20 protein-coding genes and 1 tRNA gene are annotated in these 19,124 nt (G+C 59.5%); 1 reads left to right on the plus strand and 20 read right to left on the minus strand.

Annotated features, from left to right (window positions below):
- Position 1: 1 nt before the first annotated feature.
- From ACQZ5N_RS02295 to ACQZ5N_RS02385, 19 genes are all read right to left on the minus strand, one after another.
- The gene (locus ACQZ5N_RS02295; protein WP_448731948.1) at positions 2-781 is read right to left on the minus strand and encodes an anti-sigma factor family protein; all 780 of its coding nucleotides are present in this window, start codon (positions 779-781) and stop codon (positions 2-4) included.
- On the minus strand, positions 778-1,284 hold the full coding sequence (locus ACQZ5N_RS02300) for a sigma-70 family RNA polymerase sigma factor (protein WP_035260507.1): 507 nt from the start codon (positions 1,282-1,284) through the stop codon (positions 778-780). The genes ACQZ5N_RS02295 and ACQZ5N_RS02300 overlap by 4 nt, the downstream gene beginning before the upstream one ends.
- A gap of 5 nt (positions 1,285-1,289) precedes the next feature.
- Positions 1,290-1,679: a COG4315 family predicted lipoprotein gene (locus tag ACQZ5N_RS02305; RefSeq protein ID WP_448731949.1), complete on the minus strand. Its 390-nt coding sequence runs from the start codon at positions 1,677-1,679 to the stop codon at positions 1,290-1,292.
- Between the two features lie 113 nt (positions 1,680-1,792).
- Complete coding sequence (locus ACQZ5N_RS02310) at positions 1,793-2,359, minus strand: YceI family protein (RefSeq protein ID WP_269830917.1); 567 nt, start codon at positions 2,357-2,359, stop codon at positions 1,793-1,795.
- Positions 2,360-2,731: 372 nt separating this feature from the next.
- On the minus strand, positions 2,732-3,460 hold the full coding sequence (arsH, locus tag ACQZ5N_RS02315; protein WP_448732100.1) for an arsenical resistance protein ArsH: 729 nt from the start codon (positions 3,458-3,460) through the stop codon (positions 2,732-2,734).
- The gene (gene arsC / locus ACQZ5N_RS02320) at positions 3,435-3,857 is read right to left on the minus strand and encodes an arsenate reductase (glutaredoxin) (RefSeq protein ID WP_448731950.1); all 423 of its coding nucleotides are present in this window, start codon (positions 3,855-3,857) and stop codon (positions 3,435-3,437) included. Before arsC ends, arsH begins: the two co-directional genes overlap by 26 nt.
- A 2-nt stretch (positions 3,858-3,859) precedes the next feature.
- Positions 3,860-4,918, minus strand: a complete 1,059-nt coding sequence (arsB, locus tag ACQZ5N_RS02325) for an ACR3 family arsenite efflux transporter (protein WP_448731951.1) — start codon at positions 4,916-4,918, stop codon at positions 3,860-3,862.
- The gene (locus tag ACQZ5N_RS02330; RefSeq protein WP_448731952.1) at positions 4,918-5,445 is read right to left on the minus strand and encodes an arsenate reductase ArsC; all 528 of its coding nucleotides are present in this window, start codon (positions 5,443-5,445) and stop codon (positions 4,918-4,920) included. The genes arsB and ACQZ5N_RS02330 overlap by 1 nt, the downstream gene beginning before the upstream one ends.
- A gap of 83 nt (positions 5,446-5,528) precedes the next feature.
- Positions 5,529-5,882: an ArsR/SmtB family transcription factor gene (locus ACQZ5N_RS02335; RefSeq protein ID WP_448731953.1), complete on the minus strand. Its 354-nt coding sequence runs from the start codon at positions 5,880-5,882 to the stop codon at positions 5,529-5,531.
- A 184-nt stretch (positions 5,883-6,066) separates the two neighbouring features.
- Entirely contained in the window at positions 6,067-6,726 is a 660-nt protein-coding gene (locus ACQZ5N_RS02340; protein ID WP_448731954.1) for a TetR/AcrR family transcriptional regulator, read from the minus strand.
- A 194-nt stretch (positions 6,727-6,920) separates the two neighbouring features.
- On the minus strand, positions 6,921-8,222 hold the full coding sequence (locus ACQZ5N_RS02345; protein WP_448731955.1) for an MFS transporter: 1,302 nt from the start codon (positions 8,220-8,222) through the stop codon (positions 6,921-6,923).
- A 498-nt stretch (positions 8,223-8,720) separates the two neighbouring features.
- Positions 8,721-10,502: a chloride channel protein gene (locus ACQZ5N_RS02350; protein WP_269827717.1), complete on the minus strand. Its 1,782-nt coding sequence runs from the start codon at positions 10,500-10,502 to the stop codon at positions 8,721-8,723.
- Between the two features lie 21 nt (positions 10,503-10,523).
- Positions 10,524-11,348 carry an MBL fold metallo-hydrolase gene (locus ACQZ5N_RS02355; RefSeq protein ID WP_003523686.1) on the minus strand — a complete coding sequence of 275 codons (825 nt, stop codon included), beginning with the start codon at positions 11,346-11,348 and terminating at the stop codon, positions 10,524-10,526.
- A 2-nt stretch (positions 11,349-11,350) separates the two neighbouring features.
- A complete protein-coding gene (locus ACQZ5N_RS02360) occupies positions 11,351-12,133 on the minus strand; it encodes a TatD family hydrolase (RefSeq protein ID WP_269827715.1) in 783 nt (260 codons plus the stop codon).
- Between the two features lie 11 nt (positions 12,134-12,144).
- The gene (gene metG, locus ACQZ5N_RS02365) at positions 12,145-13,695 is read right to left on the minus strand and encodes a methionine--tRNA ligase (protein WP_269827714.1); all 1,551 of its coding nucleotides are present in this window, start codon (positions 13,693-13,695) and stop codon (positions 12,145-12,147) included.
- Positions 13,696-14,000: 305 nt separating this feature from the next.
- Positions 14,001-15,026 (minus strand): DNA polymerase III subunit delta', encoded by a 1,026-nt coding sequence (locus ACQZ5N_RS02370; RefSeq protein WP_448731956.1) that lies wholly within the window; start codon positions 15,024-15,026, stop codon positions 14,001-14,003.
- On the minus strand, positions 15,019-15,693 hold the full coding sequence (gene tmk / locus ACQZ5N_RS02375; protein WP_065655460.1) for a dTMP kinase: 675 nt from the start codon (positions 15,691-15,693) through the stop codon (positions 15,019-15,021). The genes ACQZ5N_RS02370 and tmk overlap by 8 nt, the downstream gene beginning before the upstream one ends.
- A 137-nt stretch (positions 15,694-15,830) precedes the next feature.
- On the minus strand, positions 15,831-17,003 hold the full coding sequence (locus ACQZ5N_RS02380; protein WP_448731957.1) for a D-alanyl-D-alanine carboxypeptidase family protein: 1,173 nt from the start codon (positions 17,001-17,003) through the stop codon (positions 15,831-15,833).
- Between the two features lie 75 nt (positions 17,004-17,078).
- Positions 17,079-18,167 (minus strand): septal ring lytic transglycosylase RlpA family protein, encoded by a 1,089-nt coding sequence (locus ACQZ5N_RS02385; RefSeq protein ID WP_448731958.1) that lies wholly within the window; start codon positions 18,165-18,167, stop codon positions 17,079-17,081.
- Positions 18,168-18,485: 318 nt separating this feature from the next.
- Here ACQZ5N_RS02385 and ACQZ5N_RS02390 point away from each other — a divergent pair, with 318 nt between their 5' ends.
- The gene (locus ACQZ5N_RS02390; protein WP_003523701.1) at positions 18,486-18,824 is read left to right on the plus strand and encodes a hypothetical protein; all 339 of its coding nucleotides are present in this window, start codon (positions 18,486-18,488) and stop codon (positions 18,822-18,824) included.
- A gap of 130 nt (positions 18,825-18,954) precedes the next feature.
- Here ACQZ5N_RS02390 and ACQZ5N_RS02395 read toward each other — a convergent pair.
- Positions 18,955-19,044 (minus strand) — tRNA-Ser (locus ACQZ5N_RS02395).
- Between the last annotated feature and the right edge of the window lie 80 nt (positions 19,045-19,124).

Here is a 19,124-nt window from a genome sequence, read left to right on the forward strand (position 1 = left end):
GCTAGCTCAATTGTTGATAGGTATCTTTCGCGATGGCGTCCATGCGGTTGGACGGCAGGTTGCCGACCAACGCACAGCGGATGGTTTCGTCGTCCCAGGAGATGGCCTCCAGTGAACCGATGCTGGAGCGGCGCATCGCGGTATCGCTCGAGTCGACCGCAGCCACGATATAAAGAGTGACGCGCTGCCCGCTTTTATCCTCATACATCAGCTGGGCGGCGGCGCCTTCCGAGCTAGGGAGCACCCGGCCGCCGACCAGGGACAGACCGTGGCGGGTGAGGTCGGGAATATTCAGTTTGCGGTCCAGCCGCTTCGAAAGCCATTTCGGCAGGCTGGGAGCGTTCTCCGCATCGGCCCGAATTTCCACCGGATGCAAAACCTCGCTCGCAAACAGCTTATGTGCCTGCGTTGCATCCGCCACGATAGAATGGGCCGGTTCCGCGACCTGAGAGACCAGCCCGCGCCCGAACCAGCCGCCTGTCAAGCCAACGGCCAGAATGAGGACGGATGCCGCCGCCATGTTACGCCAATCGGCGCGCTGCGACCGCAGACGCCGCTCGATGCGGTAAACATCAAGACGCTCGGGCAGGGCGTCGGTATCAAGAGGGCCGTAGAGAGCCGTCAGCGTCGCATTCTGCTGTTGCCACATCGCAACCTTGCGCGCGTCGGCCGGATTGGAGGTGAGGTGGGCACGAACGGCGTCACGCTGCCTGTCTTCGAGCTGCCCGTCGACATAAGAGATCAGATCGGCTTCGGTTATCTGCGGCTCGCTGCCGGTCATTTTATCACCTTGAGATTTGGCTGGTCTTCCTGGGTCATTCGGGCGAGGGCCGTTCGGGCCCGCCCCAGACGGGACATCAGCGTACCCAGCGGAATTTCAAGAACATTTGCCGCTTCCGCATAACTGAGGCCTTCGACGACGACGAGGAGCAGGGCCTCGCGATGTTCGCCGGACAGTTTTTCGATGGCGCGGGCCATTTCGGCAAGCGCAATCCGGCCCGTCTGCGCCGCCGGCACAAACAGCTGTTCCGCAACATCGTCGATCGGGATTTGCGAGGGTCGGCGATTGCGGCCGCGCAGATTGTTGCGGTAGACGTTGACAAGCACCCGGTACAACCACGGACGCAACGGTCCCTGCGGTTTCCACAGCGCCTTTTTACGGATCGCTCTTTCCAGACAGTCCTGAACGAGATCGTCAGCCGTGTCACGGTCGTGCGTGAGCGCATTCGCGTAGCGGCGAAGCGCTGGTATGCAACTCGTCATCTCGTCCAGAAAATCCGGCATGGATGCTATTCCTTGGCAATGTGCCAGACGCCGCCGACGCCATCGCCTGTGACATCGCCGGGCTTCTTGTCCATCTGCCAGCGATAGAGCGGTTTTCCGTCATGCGACCATTGCATCGTACCATCTTTGCGGGAGATTGGTTTATAGTCGCCATCCGCCTTGTCGGTTTTCGAGGCAGCGAGGGGCGGCCATTTCTTTGCGCAGCCGTCGTAGCAGACCGATGCGCCATTGGTATCATTGTCGAATGTATAAAGGGTCATGCCCTTGGCGTCGGTCAGGATCGTGCCTTTGGCCGTTGCCTTTTCAACCACGGCGCCACCGGCATAGGGTTCGGTAAGGGCAGCCGTGGCGGCAAGCGCTACTACGCCAGCCAGAACGAAATGATGTGCATGCATGAAGATTGTCCTCTGAAGGGTAACGGATCGGACAACATGCCCGATATTAGACAAACACACGTCCGCGGCACTTAATCCCACCTCCGCTCGATTTTTTGATGCCCAGATCGCCTCTATCTGACGCCCTTTAAATCGATGTCGAATGCGACGGTATTCGAATAGAGCGGCACTCCGACACCCATGCCATAGGGCAGGCGTGCAACATTGCCGGTGACGTGGAAGGTGACGGATCCCTTCTGTTGTTCAACGAATGTCGCGTGAAACGTTTCGGGTCTGGATATGCCTCTGGCTGTCAATGTGCCTTCAACCACGGCGCTGCGCGGTCCGTCCTGCGTAACGCGGCTGGATCGAAACACGATCTGCGGATAAACGGCGATATTAAAAACCGCACTGGATCGCAGGAAATTTTCCACCCGCTCTTGCCCGGTCTGGACACTGGAAGGGTTGAGACTGATTTCCACGTAAGATCTGGCCGGCTGGTCCGGGTCGATGTCGAAGCGGCCGGAAATATCAGGAATTGTGCCCTTGATCCCGGGGCCGGCAACCTGCGCAATCGAAAAGCGGATGTGAGAGGCAGGATCGATACGATAGCGTCCGGCCGCCGACGAGAATGGACTGGCAGAGACCGGCGAGCAAACCAATGTCAGGATAAGGAGAGTGATGGAGTGGAAATATTTCACGGCGCAAGCTCCTTCATGAGTAGTCGCACTCAGGAGAACACCACAGGAAGAGGTTTAATCCGCACCACGCCGGCAGATCGTCAAAATCCCGTCCATAGGGGAAGACCGCCTTTGACGGTGCCGGAAAAACACCCGTCAGGGAGATGGCTTCAATCCATAAACGATAATCGCATAAGATAGATTATGGAACTTACTTGATGGTGCAGTTCCGGATTTATTATGCGGCTATTGCTGGTTACATACGTCGCCGCACGATCAAGCCATGGCAGGTTCAACGCCTCGAAAGCCCGTAATATCTTCTCCCGCCGCAATCGAACCGATCATATGGTTCCGGGATTGAAAAGCACGAAGCGTTGAACCGAACCCAGCCTGTTAGATTGATTTTAGCGAAACACGTTTCTCAAGTTCATCTGCCAACTCTTTGCGTTCGCTATATCTATCTGTGAGATAGCTGGAAGCGTCACGCGTCAGCAGCGTGAATTTCACCAGTTCCTCGCAGACATCCACGACCCGGTCATAATAGGATGAAGGCTTCATCCGGCCTTCCGCGTCGAATTCCTGATACGCCCTTGCCACCGAGGACTGGTTGGGAATGGTGATCATCCGCATCCATCGGCCGAGAATTCGCATCTGGTTCACGGCGTTGAAGGACTGGCTGCCGCCGGACACTTCCATGACGGCGAGCGTCTTGCCCTGTGTCGGCCGTACAGAACCGATTGCAAGAGGAATCCAGTCGATCTGCGACTTCATGATGCCGGTCATTGCGCCATGGCGTTCGGGGCTTACCCAGACCTGTCCTTCCGACCACTCTGAAAGTTCGCGCAGTTCCTGCACCTTGGCATGGCTGGCCGGTGCTTCATCGGGCAAAGGCAGGCCCTTTGGATCGAATATACGAACCTCGCAACCGAGCCGTTCGAGCAGCCGCCCAGCCTCGAATGCCAGCAGACGGCTATAGGACACCTCGCGCAGCGAGCCATAAAGGATCAGGATGCGCGGTTTATGGGTCGAAAACGCCGGACGCAGAGCCTCCGGGTCAATGCTGTGCAGGTGATGCGCCTGCAACGCGGGAAACCTGTCAGACAATGCGCTGTCCTTCATTATCGAGGACCTGCTCGCCATCCTCCTTGAAGAACGGCCCTTTGAAAGTGTCCGGCAGAATATCCAGTACGACCTCTGAAGGACGGGCGAGCCTGGTGCCGAGCGGTGTCACGACGAAGGGGCGATTGATGAGGATCGGCGTTTCCATCATCGCATCGAGCAACTGATCGTCAGTCAGGTCCGGATTGTCGAGACCGAGCTGGGCATAAGGCGTCCCCTTCTCGCGCATGGCTTCGCGCACCGTCAGGTCCGCATCCGCAATCATTCCTGCGAGATTTTCGCGTGTCGGCGGTTCCCGCAGATATTCGATCACGGTCGGCTCGATCCCTGCCGCGCGGATCAGCGCCAGCGTATTGCGCGACGTCCCGCAGGACGGGTTGTGATAGATGGTGGCGTCCATGGTCACTGCCTTTCGGTCATTATCGTTCGGGAAACGGCGGGGGCAGCCTCATACCAGCCCTTCGAGCGGTTCACGATCCAGACGACCGAAAGCATGACCGGAACTTCGATGAGGACGCCGACAACGGTTGCCAGCGCCGCACCTGACTGAAAGCCGAACAGGCTGATGGCGGCCGCGACCGCGAGTTCGAAGAAGTTGCTGGCGCCGATGAGTGCGGAAGGCCCGGCGACGCAATGGCGCTCACCCGTCATGCGGTTCAGGAGGTAGGCAAGCCCCGAATTCAGATAGACCTGAATGAGGATGGGAATGGCGAGCAGGCCGATGATGGCCGGCTGGGCGATGATTTGCTCGCCCTGAAAGGCAAAGAGAAGAATGAGTGTCGCGAGCAGCGCCGCCAGAGAAACCAGCTGCAGCTTTGCGAGAACGCAATCCAGCATCCGTGAGGTTCCGTCAGTCATGAACCGATGCCTGATCAGCTGCGCAAGGATGACCGGAACGACAATATAGAGCGCAACGGAGAGAACAAGCGTATCCCAGGGCACGGTAATGGCGGAAAGGCCGAGCAGCAGGCCGACCACGGGAGCAAAGGCCACGACCATGATCGCATCGTTGAGCGCGACCTGCGACAGCGTAAACAGCGGCTCACCGCGTGTAAGGTTGCTCCAGACGAAGACCATGGCGGTGCATGGAGCAGCGGCAAGGATGATCAACCCGGCAACATAGGAATCGATCTCACCAGCCGGAAGATAAGGGCGGAACAGCCAGCCGATGAAAAACCAGCCGAGCAGCGCCATCGAGAACGGCTTGACGGCCCAGTTGATGAACAACGTCACGCCAATGCCGCGCCAGAACATGCCGACCTGCGAAAGAGAGCGGAAATCGATCTTGAGCAGCATCGGAATGATCATCAGCCAGATCAGGATCGCGACCGGAATATTCACTTTGGCGATCTCGGCCGCAGCGATGAGCTGAAAGACGCCGGGCATCAGATGGCCGAGCGCGACACCGGCGACGATGCACAGAAACACCCAGACGGTCAGATATCGTTCGAAGGCAGACATCAGGCCGACTTTCCTTCAGGATTGGTGGTTCCATCCAATGCACCGATCTGTCGAAGTTGCGTTTCCAGCGCCATTCGGTCGATGGATTGCAGAGGCAGGCTGACGAAAGCCGTGATCCTGTTCTTGAGGAAACGCGCGGCCTGCGCGAAGGCGCGCTGAACCTCGATCTCCGAGCCGACCGCAGCGGCGGGATCCTCTATCCCCCAATGGGCCGTCATTGGATGGCCGATCCAGACCGGACAGGCTTCGCCGGCAGCGCTGTCACATACCGTGAAGATGAAATCCATCCGTGGCGCATCCGGCCCGGCAAACACGTCCCAGCTTTTCGAGGTGAAGCCGCTGGTGGGATACCCCAGCACCGCCAGTTCCTTCAGTGCGTGAGGATTTACCTCTCCCTTCGGCTGGCTGCCGGCCGAATAGGCATTGAACCTCCCCTCACCTTCCTTGGCGAGAATGGATTCGGCAAGAATGGAGCGAGCGGAATTGCCCGTGCACAGAAAGAGCACGTTATAGATCTTGTCGGTCATGGTTTCGGTCCGTGGTTAGATCGGTGGTTTGGCAAGCGTCGAGATCGAAGCAGAAGAAATGGCGGACACCAGCCCGGCGGGGTTCATGACGGCGTCGCCTGCGGGCTGCAGCAGGGTGTCAGCTCGGCAATCAACGGCGCGCAAAGCTCGGTCGAACCACCGCAGCAATCCTTCAGCAAAAACAGGGTCAGCAGGCGCAACCCATCAAGATCGGCGCGATAGATGATAGACCGGCTCTTCCGCTCACTCTTGACCAGACCGGCCCGGGAAAGCGTGGCGAGATGCGCCGACATCGTGTTCTGGGGAACGTCGACAAGACGCGCAAGCTCACCGGCCGGAATGCCATCCGGCTCGTGGCGCACGAGAAGCCGAAAGGTCTCCAGGCGGGTAGATTGGGCGAGCGCGCCAAGCGCGGTGATTGCACTACTGTTATCCATATATCCAGAATAATAGATATATGGAGTGTGTCAAGTACCGGATATCGTCATGGTCGACAGGCCGGGCGAAGGAATTCCCCTCGCCCTGCCCCTGCAAGCGCTTAAACCAGCTTCGCGTCATAAAGCCGCGACACGACCGTCCTTGAGACCGCAGTCCGGTTTTCCGGGACTATTCGGTACGGGCCTATGCCCCAGCCGTTACCGGCGTCGGACATCGTCCGGTTTCATCCGCTGCATTGGAATATTGCCGTGCCGCCAGGAAGCGGCCGATGATCAGATGCATCATCTCGGCCTCTTTCAAGGGCTGGAAATCGGGATCGACCGCCAGACGCGAGAAAACACCGTCGATCAATACGGCGATCCACGTGGCGGCGCGCTCGGCGTCGAGATTGGCGTCGATCTGTCCCCGCTCCATTCCCTTGCGAACGAGATCGGCGATGCCTGCGCGAATTTCCTGGTCGGCGGTGCGTACAAGCGCATGAATGGCTGGATTGCGAATGGCTTCGGAAGCGATTTCCAGCACCAGCCGGGCATAGGTCGGATCGGTCGCAAGCTCCAGCGAGGCATCGACGAAACCCAAAATCGCACCGAACTGATCGTCCGCCGCGCCGAGTTCGGCGAAATAGTCAGCGGTTTCCCGTCGCTCTTCGGCAACGATCGTTTCGATGATCGCTTCCTTGCTGTCGAAATAATGGAAGAGATTGCCGGAGCTCATGCCGACCGCCGCGCAAATCTGCGCCGTGGTGGTCTGGTGAAAGCCGTTTTGCGCGAAGCAGGTAATGGCGGCCTCGAGAATCTGCTGCCGCTTGGCTTCATGCTTGGCTGGATCCAGCTTGCGGGCCATGATTGCTCCCATAAATTAATTGAGCACTTAGTCCATTAATTATATCATGATCGCCTGTCAATCCGCCTTACCCGTAAAAGGCGAATTGGGAGAGCGGAGAAGCACCCTCCCGGACCGGATTTTCGGCTGCCAGGCGTATACTCCGACACACGAGCGGGTTTGATTGCATCGCAAAAGAACAGGTGGCCGCCCACTCATGGCGGCGATTTCGCCAACGCGCGTGCGGCCGGGCTGAGGAAAACCCAGAACACCAGCAGGCAGAGCGTGGCGCTGAGCCCCCACAAGAACCAGGCAGCACCTGCGGCTTCCAGACCGAAACCGGCGATCAGCACGGCAAGCGGCGTCGCCATCATCGCAATCGCCGCCGTGGTTCCAAGCACGCTGCCGCGGATCGCGGCCGGCGCGCGTTTCAGAAACATCGCATTGGCGAGCGGGCCGAGCGCCCCGGTGGAAAGGCCGATCAGGGCGGCCGCGATGAGCAGCAAGGGACCGCTCTGAAGGAAAGCGATGAGGCCGATGGAAAACGTCGCGCCAGATATGCCGGCGAGCAGCACGGTCCGTCCGTTCCAGGAATGACCGCGAATGGCGAAAACCACCGCCGACAAAGCCGCCCCTGCCCCGGAGACCGAAAGAAACAGCCCGAGATCGAGGACATCCGCGCCGCTGACCTTGAACAGCACCGGCAGGACAACGGCGTTGAGCGCCCCGAAAACCGCGAGCATCACCATGGCGACGATAAGCAGAAGACGCAGAAGCGGCTCCGTGAGCAGAAAGCGCAGACCCGCAAATGTCGCATCGCCGCTATCCGCACCGGCGGATTTGCGCCGATGACGCGGCAAACAGATCGCGCCCATCACGGCAGCGAGCAGCGAACAGGTCGCCGTGATCATCAAGGCATATTCCATCCCGAAAGCGGCAATGGCGATGCCCGCGACCGGCGGGCCGAAAATCATCGCCGCATTTTCAAGCAATTCATCTATCGAGGTGACCCGCTCGATCGGCATTCGCGCGATGCGGGCAAGTTCCGGCACCCTTGCATCATGGGCGATCATGCCCGGGCCGTCGAGCAGCGCCCCGACCACGATCAGGCCGAGCAGAAAGCCGATATCCATCTGCCCCGCCATCATGAGCAAGGGAATGGCGGCGACACTCAGCGCGCTGGCAAGATCAGCGGTAACTGCAACGATGCGCGAACCGAAACGGTCGACGATGGGGCCGCCGCAGAAAGCGCCGATAACCAGCGGTATCATGCCCGCCGACGCCGCTATCCCCGTCCATGCGGCATTGCCGGTCAGGGACAGCACGATCCACGGCAGCGCAACGGCCGCCACCGCATTGCCGAAAAGCGACAGGCCTCCGGCAAGGATGACGCCATAAAGCGGCGCACGGCGATGCGGAAGACTAAGCCCGCGAAACCCGGCCTCCGAAACCCTTTCGAGTTGGCCGCAGGACGTCGCAAGAGGCATCGTCTCAACCGTGCTGCTGTCTGAAGGCATCGCACTCTCCAAGTTTGATCGGCTCGCGGCACGGCCGGTAAGGATGAAGGCAGTAAAATATCTGGCCACTCGGGCTTTTGGACCGGACGGGTGCGAACATGTTCCACCTCGCCTTCCCCGACTGACTCTTTTCCGGCTCGGCATTTCATTAATTAAGTAGTCAGTCTATTTATTGCGGCAGATGTTTTTTTGTCAAGCGGGCACTGAGAAAAATGACATGACGGCGAAAAATGCCGTGCGGGATCACATGTTCAGTGCCGCCGGATGTTGGGTAAAAAGCTGACTTTGGTGGAGTTGTTGTGCATCACATACGCGACAAATTGGCTCCCCGGGCTGGAGCCGTTCCTCCGCCCTCGTTCCTGTGTCGGTCACAGGAATCCGGCCGATGCGCGTCTGCGCGGCGAAAAGACCGTTCGCGATCAAGGATTAAAAGCAATGAAACTAGATTATAAAAAATATAATTATATCAATAATTAAAACTGATAATCTCATGCAATTTCAAAACTCGCCTGACGCCTCCCGGCGTCTCAAGTCCAGTTCTTCGCTATAGCGCCTCAGCGTATGGCTTTCGGTAAGCAATCCGACAGGCCGATTTTCGATCTTGTCATTGACGACAACCAGCGCTTCGCTCTCCGCCGCATCGAAGGCTGCCGCCGCCTGGCGGGCATTCATGGTCGGCAGCAACACATCGTTCTTGTATTGCAGATAGGTTTCGAGGCTGATCTTGCTGGGGTCGCGATCCATCGGGTCGGCGTAAATTTCCGGCACCAGGACGATGCCGGCATAACGCCCGTCATCATGGGTCATGATTACCCGTTGCGTCGAACCGAGCGGGAACTTCTCCTTGAAGGCCGGAAGCCCCATGCTGACATTGGCCTTGCGAATATCCGCGCGCATCATCCTGCCGACCGTCAGGTCGCGGATCCAGCCGATATCATGGGCGCTGCGAATGCTCTCGCCCCGCAGGTGAAAACGCCAGGTGGCGAAAGAGTAACCGAAGGTGGTGCGCACCACCAGCGAGGTGGTGATGACGGCGGCAAGCACCAGCGCCGTGATCTGGAAGTCGCCAGTCAGTTCCAGCGCCAGAAACGTCATCGTCAGTGGACCGCCGATGATGGCGGCGGCAAAGGCGCTCATGCCGATCACGGCATAGACGATGGGCGCTGTCGAGCCATAACCGATATAGGGTGCGCAGAGTGCGAAAATCTTGCCGAGCAGCGAGCCCATGAACAGCGACGCGAAAAACAGGCCGCCGCGGAAATTCGAGCCGATGGAAATGGCGCTCGCCGCCGCCTTCAGCAGGAACAGCCCGGCCACCCCGTATATCGTCAGTTCCGCATCGATATTGAGATGCAGCGCGCCATGGCCGCTCGACAGCACCTGCGGTGAAATCAGCGCAAGCCCGCCCACCGCCACGCCGCCGATGGCAGGACGCAGCCAGCCCGGAATGGCGCTTTTGCGTGCGGTTTCTTCGATGAAGGACACCGCCTGCATCAGTACGATGCCGATGGCCGCACATACGACGCCGAGAAAGATGGCGGGCACATAATCCGCCGGTGTTACACGGCTGGCATCGACAATATCGATCGAGATGCCATGGCCGCCGATAATCCCGATGACCGTCGTCGCCACCAGCGCCGAGACGATGAGCGGCGCAAGCGTCACCACTGTATAGGTGCCGATGATGAGTTCGATGGCGTAGAACGCCCCTGTCAGAGGCGCGTTGAAGGCCGCAGCAATCGCGCCCGCCGCACCGCAGCCGACAAGGATACGCATGTCCCCTCGCCGCAGTTTCAGCTTGATGCCGATTTTCGAGGCGACGCCGCTGGCGATCTGGGTGTAACCGGCCTCAAGCCCGACAGACGCGCCAAAACCGTTGGAGACAATATTCTGCACGCAGACGATGATGCTGTCCGTCAACGACAGCCGGCCGCCATGCAGCGCATTCGCCTCGATGGGGTCGACCATGGGTTTCTTACGGGTCTTCGAAAGAATGAAGATGATCAGCCCGAGCACGATGCCGCCGATGATCGGGCCGGCAAGCACGATCCGTCCGGAAAGATCGCTGCTGCTCAGCCGCTCGACGCCGAAAACCAGCATATGCAACGCCGTGCTCAAGGCGCCGATCAGCGCCACCAGAAGGCCCGCCGCAATGCCGATGAAGACGGCAAGGAGCACAAGTCCCAGCTCGCCGCGCCGGAACATCGCCCGCAGGCGACTGGCGCGCAGATTGTCGAAGAAGCTCGCCATACTGGGTGCACGGAAAGGCTTGGTCGACATGCTGTTCCTTTTCAGGCGGCGTCAGGCTGCTTCGATCTCGATCTCGAAACGCATCTGATCATAAGCCGGTTCGACATGATCAGGCGTTTCCCGCATCACCGTCTCATAATCGAGCGGAATATGCATGTGGGTCAAGATCGCCCTTTTGGGTGCGAATCTCTCAATCCAGCCAAGCGCCTGTTCCAGTGAAAGATGGCTGGGGTGATAACGGTGCTGCAGCGCGTCGATGACGAGGACATCGAGACCGGCAAGCTTCGGCAGGCTTTCTGCCGGAAAATCGCTGACATCGGTGCAATAGGCGACGTCACCAATGCGGAAGCCCAGCGAATGCACATCGCCATGCTGCTGCATATGCACGTTGAATGGGATCGGCCCGCCTGCCCCATCGATGATCAGCGCCGCGTCGATATCGGCGATGATCCGCGGTTCGACGATGGGCGGATAGCTGCTGCCCGGCGGGGTCTCCAGGCAATAGGCGAAACCGTCCTTTATCCGCGCCATGGTAATGGGATCGGCATAGATCGGAATGCGGTTTTGCTGAAGGGCGAAATAGATGCGCAGATCGTCGATACCGTGCAGATGGTCGGCATGGGCGTGGGTGTAAAGCACCGCATCGACCGCCTCCACCTTGGCCGCGATCATCTGTTCGCGAAAATCCGGACCGGTATCGATGACGACGGTCGTCCTGCCGCCATCCGGGCCGATCTGCTCCACCATGAAGGCCGTTCGCGTGCGCCGGTTCTTCGGGTTTTCGGGGTCGCAGGCGCCCCAGTCGCCGTTGATGCGCGGCACGCCGGGCGACGACGCGCAACCGAGAACCGTGAAGCGACGACGGTAGATTGCCACACCTACACCCTTGTCATCTTGGAAAAGCAGCGGAAGGCGTTTTCGGTGGTGATTTCGGCCATGCGCTCATAAGAAACACCATGCACCTCGGCCAGAACCTCAGCGGTATTGACCACATAGGAAGGCTCGTTGCGCTTCCCCCGCCAGCGCTTTGGCGCAAGATAGGGCGCATCCGTCTCCACCAGCAGCCGGTCCAGTGGCACGGTGGCGGCGATATCGCGTATATCCTGCGATTTCGGAAAGGTCAGAATGCCGGAAAAGGAAACGTAACCGCCAAGCTCGACACCGGTTTTCGCCAGCTCGGGGCCAGCGGAAAAGCAGTGCAGGATGAAGGGGAATGATCCCTTGTCGCTTTCGGTGCGCAAAATCGCGGCCATGTCGTCATCGGCGCTGCGGCTGTGGATGACAAGCGGCAGCTTCGTTCGTCTTGCGGCCTCGATGTGGCGAATGAGGCCGGTCTTCTGGTCTTCCGGCTTCTGCGTATCGTAGAAATAATCCAGACCCGCCTCGCCGATCGCCACGATCTTGTCATGGCTTTCCGCCAACCGCACAAGCTCGTCGGCGGAAATATCGAGTTCCTCGTCGGCATTGTTCGGATGCGTGCCGACCGAACAGAAGACCGACGGATATTTTTCCGTGATCTTCAAAAGTTCGGGCAACCGGCGCACCCGGGTCGAGATCGTCACCATCTGACTCACACCCGAAGCATGGGCGCGGGCGATGATATCGTCGCGCTCAGCCTCGAAATCGGGAAAATCCAGATGGCAATGTGTATCGATCAGCATGGGTCTCGCCTTCACGCTTCCGGTGCGACGTAACGCGGGAAGACCGGCTTCGGTGCTTCCAGCGGCGTGCCCGGAACCAGACGGCCTGCCTCGCCGAGTGCCGCAAAATCACGTTTGTCGGCAGGTGCCGCAACGAGATCCAGCAGCTTCTCGCAGGATTCTGGCATGAAGGGCTGCAGGAGAATGCCGATCTGGCGCACCACTTCCGCCGTAACGTAAAGCACGGTGCCCATGCGCTCGGGATCGGTCTTCTTCAGCGCCCACGGCTCCTGCGAGGCGAAATAGCGGTCGGTTTCCGAGACGACGGCGATGATGGCCGCAAGCGCGCGGTGGATGAGCTGCTTGCCCATTTCCTCGCGGCAAATCTCAAGCAGCCCGTCGGCGGAGGCGAGCATCGCCTTATCTTCTTCGGTGAACTCACCGGGCGTCGGGATCTGGCCATCGCAATTCTTGACGATCATCGACAGCGAACGGCTGGCGAGATTGCCGATACCGTTGGCAAGATCGGCATTGATGCGGGTGGCGATGCCCTCTTCGCTATAGCTGCCGTCCTGGCCGAAGGAGACTTCGCGCAGGAAGAAATAACGGACCTGATCGAGACCGAAATGGTTCACCAGATTGGCGGGATCGACGACGTTACCGAGCGACTTCGACATCTTCTCGCCCTTGTTGAGCAGGAAGCCATGCGCATAGACCCGCTTCGGCAACGGCAGCTTCGCGCTCATCAGGAACGCCGGCCAATAGACGGCATGGAAGCGGATGATATCCTTGCCGATGATATGCACGTCGGCGGGCCAATATTTGGCGCGCGGGCCGTTCCTGTCTTCGATGTAACCCGTGGCGGTGAGGTAGTTGGTCAGCGCATCGACCCAGACATACATGACGTGCTTCGGATCGTTCGGAACCTTGATGCCCCAGTCGAAGGTGGTGCGGGAAATCGACAGGTCTTTCAGACCGGATTTGACGAAGGAGATGATTTCGTTGCGGCGTTCTGCCGGGCCGATGAACTCCGGGTTCTCCTCATAGAGCTTCAGCAGCTTGTCCTGATATTCGGAAAGCTTGAAGAAGTAGCTTTCCTCCTCCACCCACTCGACCGGCGTGCCCTGCGGCCCGTAACGAACGCCGTCAGCGCGCACTTCCGTTTCGTCCTCGGCGTAATAGGCTTCGTCGCGCACGGAATACCAGCCGGCATAGCTGTCCTTGTAGATGTCGCCGCTATCGGCCATCAGGTTCCAGATATTGCGTGAGGTCTCGTGGTGCCGTTCTTCCGTGGTGCGGATGAAATCGTCGTTCGAGGCGTTGAGCAGCTTGCCCATCGCGCGGAACTGGTCGGAATTGCGCTCAGCCAGCTCTTCCGGCGAAATGCCTTCCGCCCGCGCCGTCTGCTGCATCTTCTGGCCGTGTTCGTCGGTGCCGGTCAGGAAGAACACATCCATTCCATCCAGGCGCTGAAAGCGTGCCATGGCGTCCGTCGCAATCAACTCATAGGCATGGCCGATATGCGGCTTGCCGTTAGGATAGGAGATCGCGGTGGTGATGTAGAATGGTGTCTTGTCTGTCATGACGGTCTATCGACTTTACAGGCTGTTTTTTGGATAGACCGCTCTTAAACCATTGTTCGCAGCAGCGAAAGAAAAAGCGTACGTTTTGTACGACCGCTTGCAGACAAAGTGGATTTGGCGAGCGCTTGGCATCCGCACTACCGTCACCCCGGACTGGATCCGGGGTCCAGCGCGATCAAGTCCTTGATCGCAAAAGACTCTCTTCACAGCGCGGACGCGCCGTGGCTGGATGCCGGATCCAGTCCGGCATGACGGAGGAGAATTTATGCACCGTCGAATCGTACATTCCGCACGATCCCTCGCCTTCAAACGCCGCGAATATCTTCCAGAATGGAAAGCACCATCTGCTTCTTGTCGAGATTATAGGCCTGCGCCACGGTGATGCGTTCCGAGAGCGCCGACGAAAGCCGTGCATGTTTTTCCGCCGCCGCAATATCGCCCGCCATCGCCGCCGCCCGTGCGCGTTCCATCAACTCTTCCGTCACATGCTCCATGAAGAAGCCGAGAACGATGTCGCCATCCTTCTGTGCCAGAACCTCGGCGAGCTTGTGCATCTGCTTGCGCGCACCCGGCCCTTCAGCGGCCATGACCTCCGCAAAGGCTTCGACAATGTCGGAGCCGCCGTAATTCATCAGCTTCAACGCCTGCGCCACGCTGCCCTTGGAGGCGGCAAGCAGGGCGTCACGTTTTTCGCCTTCCGGGCTGATGCCAAGATGATCGAGAGATTGCACCATGGCTGCATCGGAAAGCGGCAGGAGCCTCAACGGCATACAGCGCGAACGGATCGTCGGCAGCAATTTTCCCGGCGCGTGCGACAGGACGAGGAACATCGCCCGCTTCGGTGGCTCCTCCAGTATTTTGAGGATCGCATTCGCGGCGTTGCGATTGAGATCGTCGGCGGGATCGATGATGACGATACGCCAGTTGCCGGTGCCGGAGGTCTGCGAAAAGAAGTGACCTGCCCGCCGCACTTCGTCCACGGTGATGGCGGATTTCACACGGCCGGTCTTTTCATCCACCGGGCGGGTCAGATGCAGCAGATTATGCGAGGCGCCTGCGGTGATCTGCCGGCTGACCAGCGATTGCGGATCGGGATCGGCGAGAAAATCCGGCGCCAGCGACGGATCGGGATGGCTGAGCACATGATTGGCGAAACGGAAGGCAAGCGTCGCCTTGCCGATCCCCTCCGGCCCTTCGATCAGAATGGCATGATGGCCCTTGCCGGAACGATAGGATTGCGCGAGGAAGGCTTCCGCTTCCTCATGCCCGAAAAGCTTCGTGTTCTGCTGCGGCGCAATCGCACCGTCGAGAACGCCCTGAACCTCACTCATGCGCCGCGCCCGCTGCTGTTTTCAGCTGTTCGAGCAAAGGCTCGACAAAGGACATGACATCCTCCGCCACTTTTTCTTCCGGCTGATCGGCGTTGACGATCCGGCAACGACGCGGCTCGGCAAGCGCAATATCCAGATAGGCTTCCCGCCGCTTCTCGTGGGTCTCGATTTCCTCTTTTTCGAAGCGGTCCGGCGCAGCGCCTTCATCCGCGCGCTTTCTGGCGCGGGCGAGCCCCTTTTCAGCGGCGATGTCGAAAATCAGCGTCAGTTCCGGCACGACACCGTCAATGGCGATGCGTTGCAATGTCTCGATAAAATCCGGCTCCAGATTGCCGGTCGTGCCCTGATAGACGCGGGACGAATCGAGGAACCGGTCGCAGAGCACGATCTCACCGCGCGCAAGCGCCGGGCGAATGACCTCTTCGACATGGTCGTTGCGCGCCGCCGCAAACAGGATCGCTTCCATCCGCACCCCGAAGGATTCCGCCGCACCCGAGAGAAGAACATGCCGAACGGCCTCCGCACCCGGCGAGCCGCCCGGCTCACGCGTCACGACCACCTCGAAACCACGGCCGCGAAGCGCCTCGGCAAGCGTGCGAATCTGCGTCGACTTGCCGGCGCCTTCGCCGCCTTCGAAGCTGATGAACAATCCGGTCTTTTCGGCCAATGTCACGTCCTGCGAGGAATTCACGTAAATGTTGAAATGCCTGTTTACAGCATCGAACGGAAAAGTGTGAAGCGCTTTTCAGAAAATCCGATGCCTGAACAAAAGCATAGGAACAAGGCCGCGCATGGAACAGGCTTTCAGAGCCAGAACAGCAGCAGTTCCTTCAGCGCGCCTGCCGCATTCTGGGTGAGAGACCCCTTGCCGACCGCCGCCTTCGTATAAAGCGGTACTTCCCGCAACAGGCGCTCGCCCGAAAAAATCTTAAGCGTTCCGGCATTTGCCCCGACGTCCAGCGGCGCATTCAGGGGCCAGCGATAGACAATGCGGCCGGAAATACGATCCGGATTATTGACCGGCACAAGCACGCTGACATCTTCCTTCGGCGAAAGATCGATATGCGAAACATCGCCGCCATAAACGCTGACAGACCCGACGGCTTCGTCCTTGCTGAAGAGATGGCGTTTTTCAAAGGCGGTCAGGCCCCAGTCCACCACCCGGCGAGCCTCTTCCTGCCGCGTCTTGTCGTCCACGATGCCGGCAAGCGCCAGATAGACCCGGCGGCCTTCCCGCTCGGCCGAAACGACAGCGGCAAAACCGCTACCTTCCGCAAAACCGAGACCGAGACCGTCTATGCCGCTGCCGGGCATCAGGAGCGTATTCTTGTTGCGCTGGAAAATCCGGTTCCATTCGAAATCCGGTTTGGTGAAAAGCCCGTAACGCTCGGGATAGGTGTCACGCAGATGTTGCGCAAGACGCACCATGTCCCTCGCAGTCGTCCGGTTGCCGGGATCGGGAAGCCCGGTCGAATTGGTGAAGGTGCTGCTGCTCATGCCCAGTTCGCCCGCCCGCGCCGTCATGCGCTTGGCGAAAGCGGCATCCGAACCCGCCATGCCCTCGGCAACGACGATGCAGCCGTCATTGGCGTTCTGCACGATGATGCCGGTCAAAAGATCGTTGATGCTGACGGAGGATTTCAGCGCCGCGAACATGGTCGAGGTGCGCGAGGGCGCGCCGCCCGTGCGCCAGGCATATTCGGAGACGGGGTAAGCCGTCTCTGACGTCACCTGCCCCTTTGACAGCGCATCCAGCACCACTTCCACCGTCATCAGCTTGGCAAGCGACGCGGGCGGAAAAGGTTGATTCTCGTTTTGCGAAAGAAGCACCGTGCCTGTTTCGGCATCGATCATATAGGCCTGCTCGGCCTTTGCAATGAAGGGGCCGGTCTGCGATTGCACCGGGCCTGCACTGAAAAACGCAAACGCTGCCGCTGCGACGACCGAACAATAGGAGCGATGAATGGCCTTGCGCATGAAACCGCCCAGTCCTGCCTGCCGTAACCGGCTGCCCGCGATAAAGGCGAGAGGCCGGCCGTATCCTTCAATCCGTCAGCGCGACTTGGCCTGCTGACGCTTCACATGGGCGAGTATCGATTGCTCGTTGAGCGCGCCACGGTCAACGAGCACGCTGTCGAAGGCGCTCGCGGTCCTGGAGACCGTAGCAGATTCTTCGGAATAGGCCGCCGCAAATTTGGAGGAAGGCGCCGGCACGCGCAGATAATTGCCGCCGGGCGCCGCCGGCTCACGCATGAAATTGCCTTCCGGACGCTCCGCCAGGATAGGGCCGATTTCCGGCAGGATCGCGAACTGCTCGAAAGCCGGCGCCGGGCCGTTGACCAGCGGCATGGCCTGAAGCGCCGCATTCTTCTTGGAGCCGACGAGCGCCGTCTGTGCGGAGCCGCCATAATTCGGGTTGGACGCGGGAGCCGGAACGAAATTCGGCGAGGCCGAAGCCACCATCACGCCCGTCGCGATCTGCCCTTCGGGCGCCACACCCGGCGAACGCGAACCCTTCGGAATATAGGATGCCATCAGATAAGGCATGTCGTGACCATCGAGCGGTGCGCGGCCGGCATATTGTACCCGGACATTGGCCGTGCCGGTGGCCTTCATGTCGAGAAGATCGGCGGTTTTGCTGGAAACGTCGATCAGGCGGCCTTCGTGGAACGGTCCGCGATCGTTGACGCGCACCAGAACCGAAGCGCCATTTTCCATGTTGGTGATGCGCGCGTAGCTCGGCAGGGGAAATGTCGGATGTGCGGCAGAAAGATGTTCTTTGTCGTAGACTTCGCCATTGGCGGTCAGGCGGCCATGGAAGGCGGAACCGTACCAGGAAGCAAGGCCGGTCTTGTTGTAACCCGGCTCCTCCTTAGGGAAATAACGGCGCCCCTTGACGGTATAGGCATTGCCGATCAGCTCTCGCCCGCCGCCCTTGGGAATGGCTTTGCCATCGGCCACACGCGGGCTGGCTTTGACGCCATATTCGGATTCGGAAAAATATTCCTTGCTGCGCTTGGGCTTAGGCTTGGTCTCGGATGTCGTGGAACACGATGCGGTTGCGGCGCAAAGCACGGAAATTGCAAGCCACTTCACGCCCGACCTGGCGTTGATGCCGAGTTTCTTGACCGTAGAATTCAAATCGTCTGCCCCACGCTGCTATTGGCTCGGAGAACCGCACCCTCACTTGCCTCGATTATTTGCCCCTGCCATCGAAGCACCTAACAGTCGCTTAATCTTGTGCATAACGTGGCGAAAATGCGAACGACTTCTGCAAATTCGATAAAATTGTAACGAACGTGGTTAATGATTTCTATCTTTTAAGCCCACCCATCGGGCCGAATTTACCCATCTCAGCATCTCCCACTCACCACGTCGGCAAGGAACAAATGGACGGCAACCGCGTTCTTTCCCCGCAAACAAACGAGCTTCCCGCCGGTTTCGGCTGAAGGAGGAAACATGATCAAGCTTATGAAAACCACAGCTCTGGCGATGGGCATCGCCCTGGTATCCTTCGCCGCGCCGATCCCCGCAGGTGCGCAGGACATGGAACTCAGAATCGGCCCCGACGGCGTTCGCCCCGTCATCCGCGATCGTGACCGGGACGTAGACCGCCGCGGCCCGCCCCGCATGCGCGGCTGCAGCGAACGCGAAGCCCGCGCCGCGGCCCGTGAAGCAGGCCTGCGCGATCCCGAGGTCGTGCGCGTCACGCCTGGCCGTGTCGTCGTCGAAGGCTTCACGCGCCGGGGACCGGATCGCATCACCTTCGCCAATGAACGGGGCTGCCCGGAAATCTGATTGGATGAACACATGGAACCCGCCGCAAGGCGGGTTTCTCATTCGCGCTAAATTCGAGCCATTCCAAAGCTGAGCAAAGCGATCGAGGCATCCCTCGTCGCAGCGTTGTTCGAATGATCTTTGCGCTTGATGGCAGATGGGGTGGGATTCGAACCCACGGTACGCTCTCACGCACGCCGGTTTTCAAGACCGGTTCCTTAAACCACTCGGACACCCATCCATCGGTGGTGAGGCTTTATAGCGGTTTGAAAAAGGCCGTCAATCCCGCCCGGGCGAGCTGCATCGCCGTTCTCTTACGGT

Source organism: Agrobacterium sp. 22-221-1, assembly GCF_053522445.1.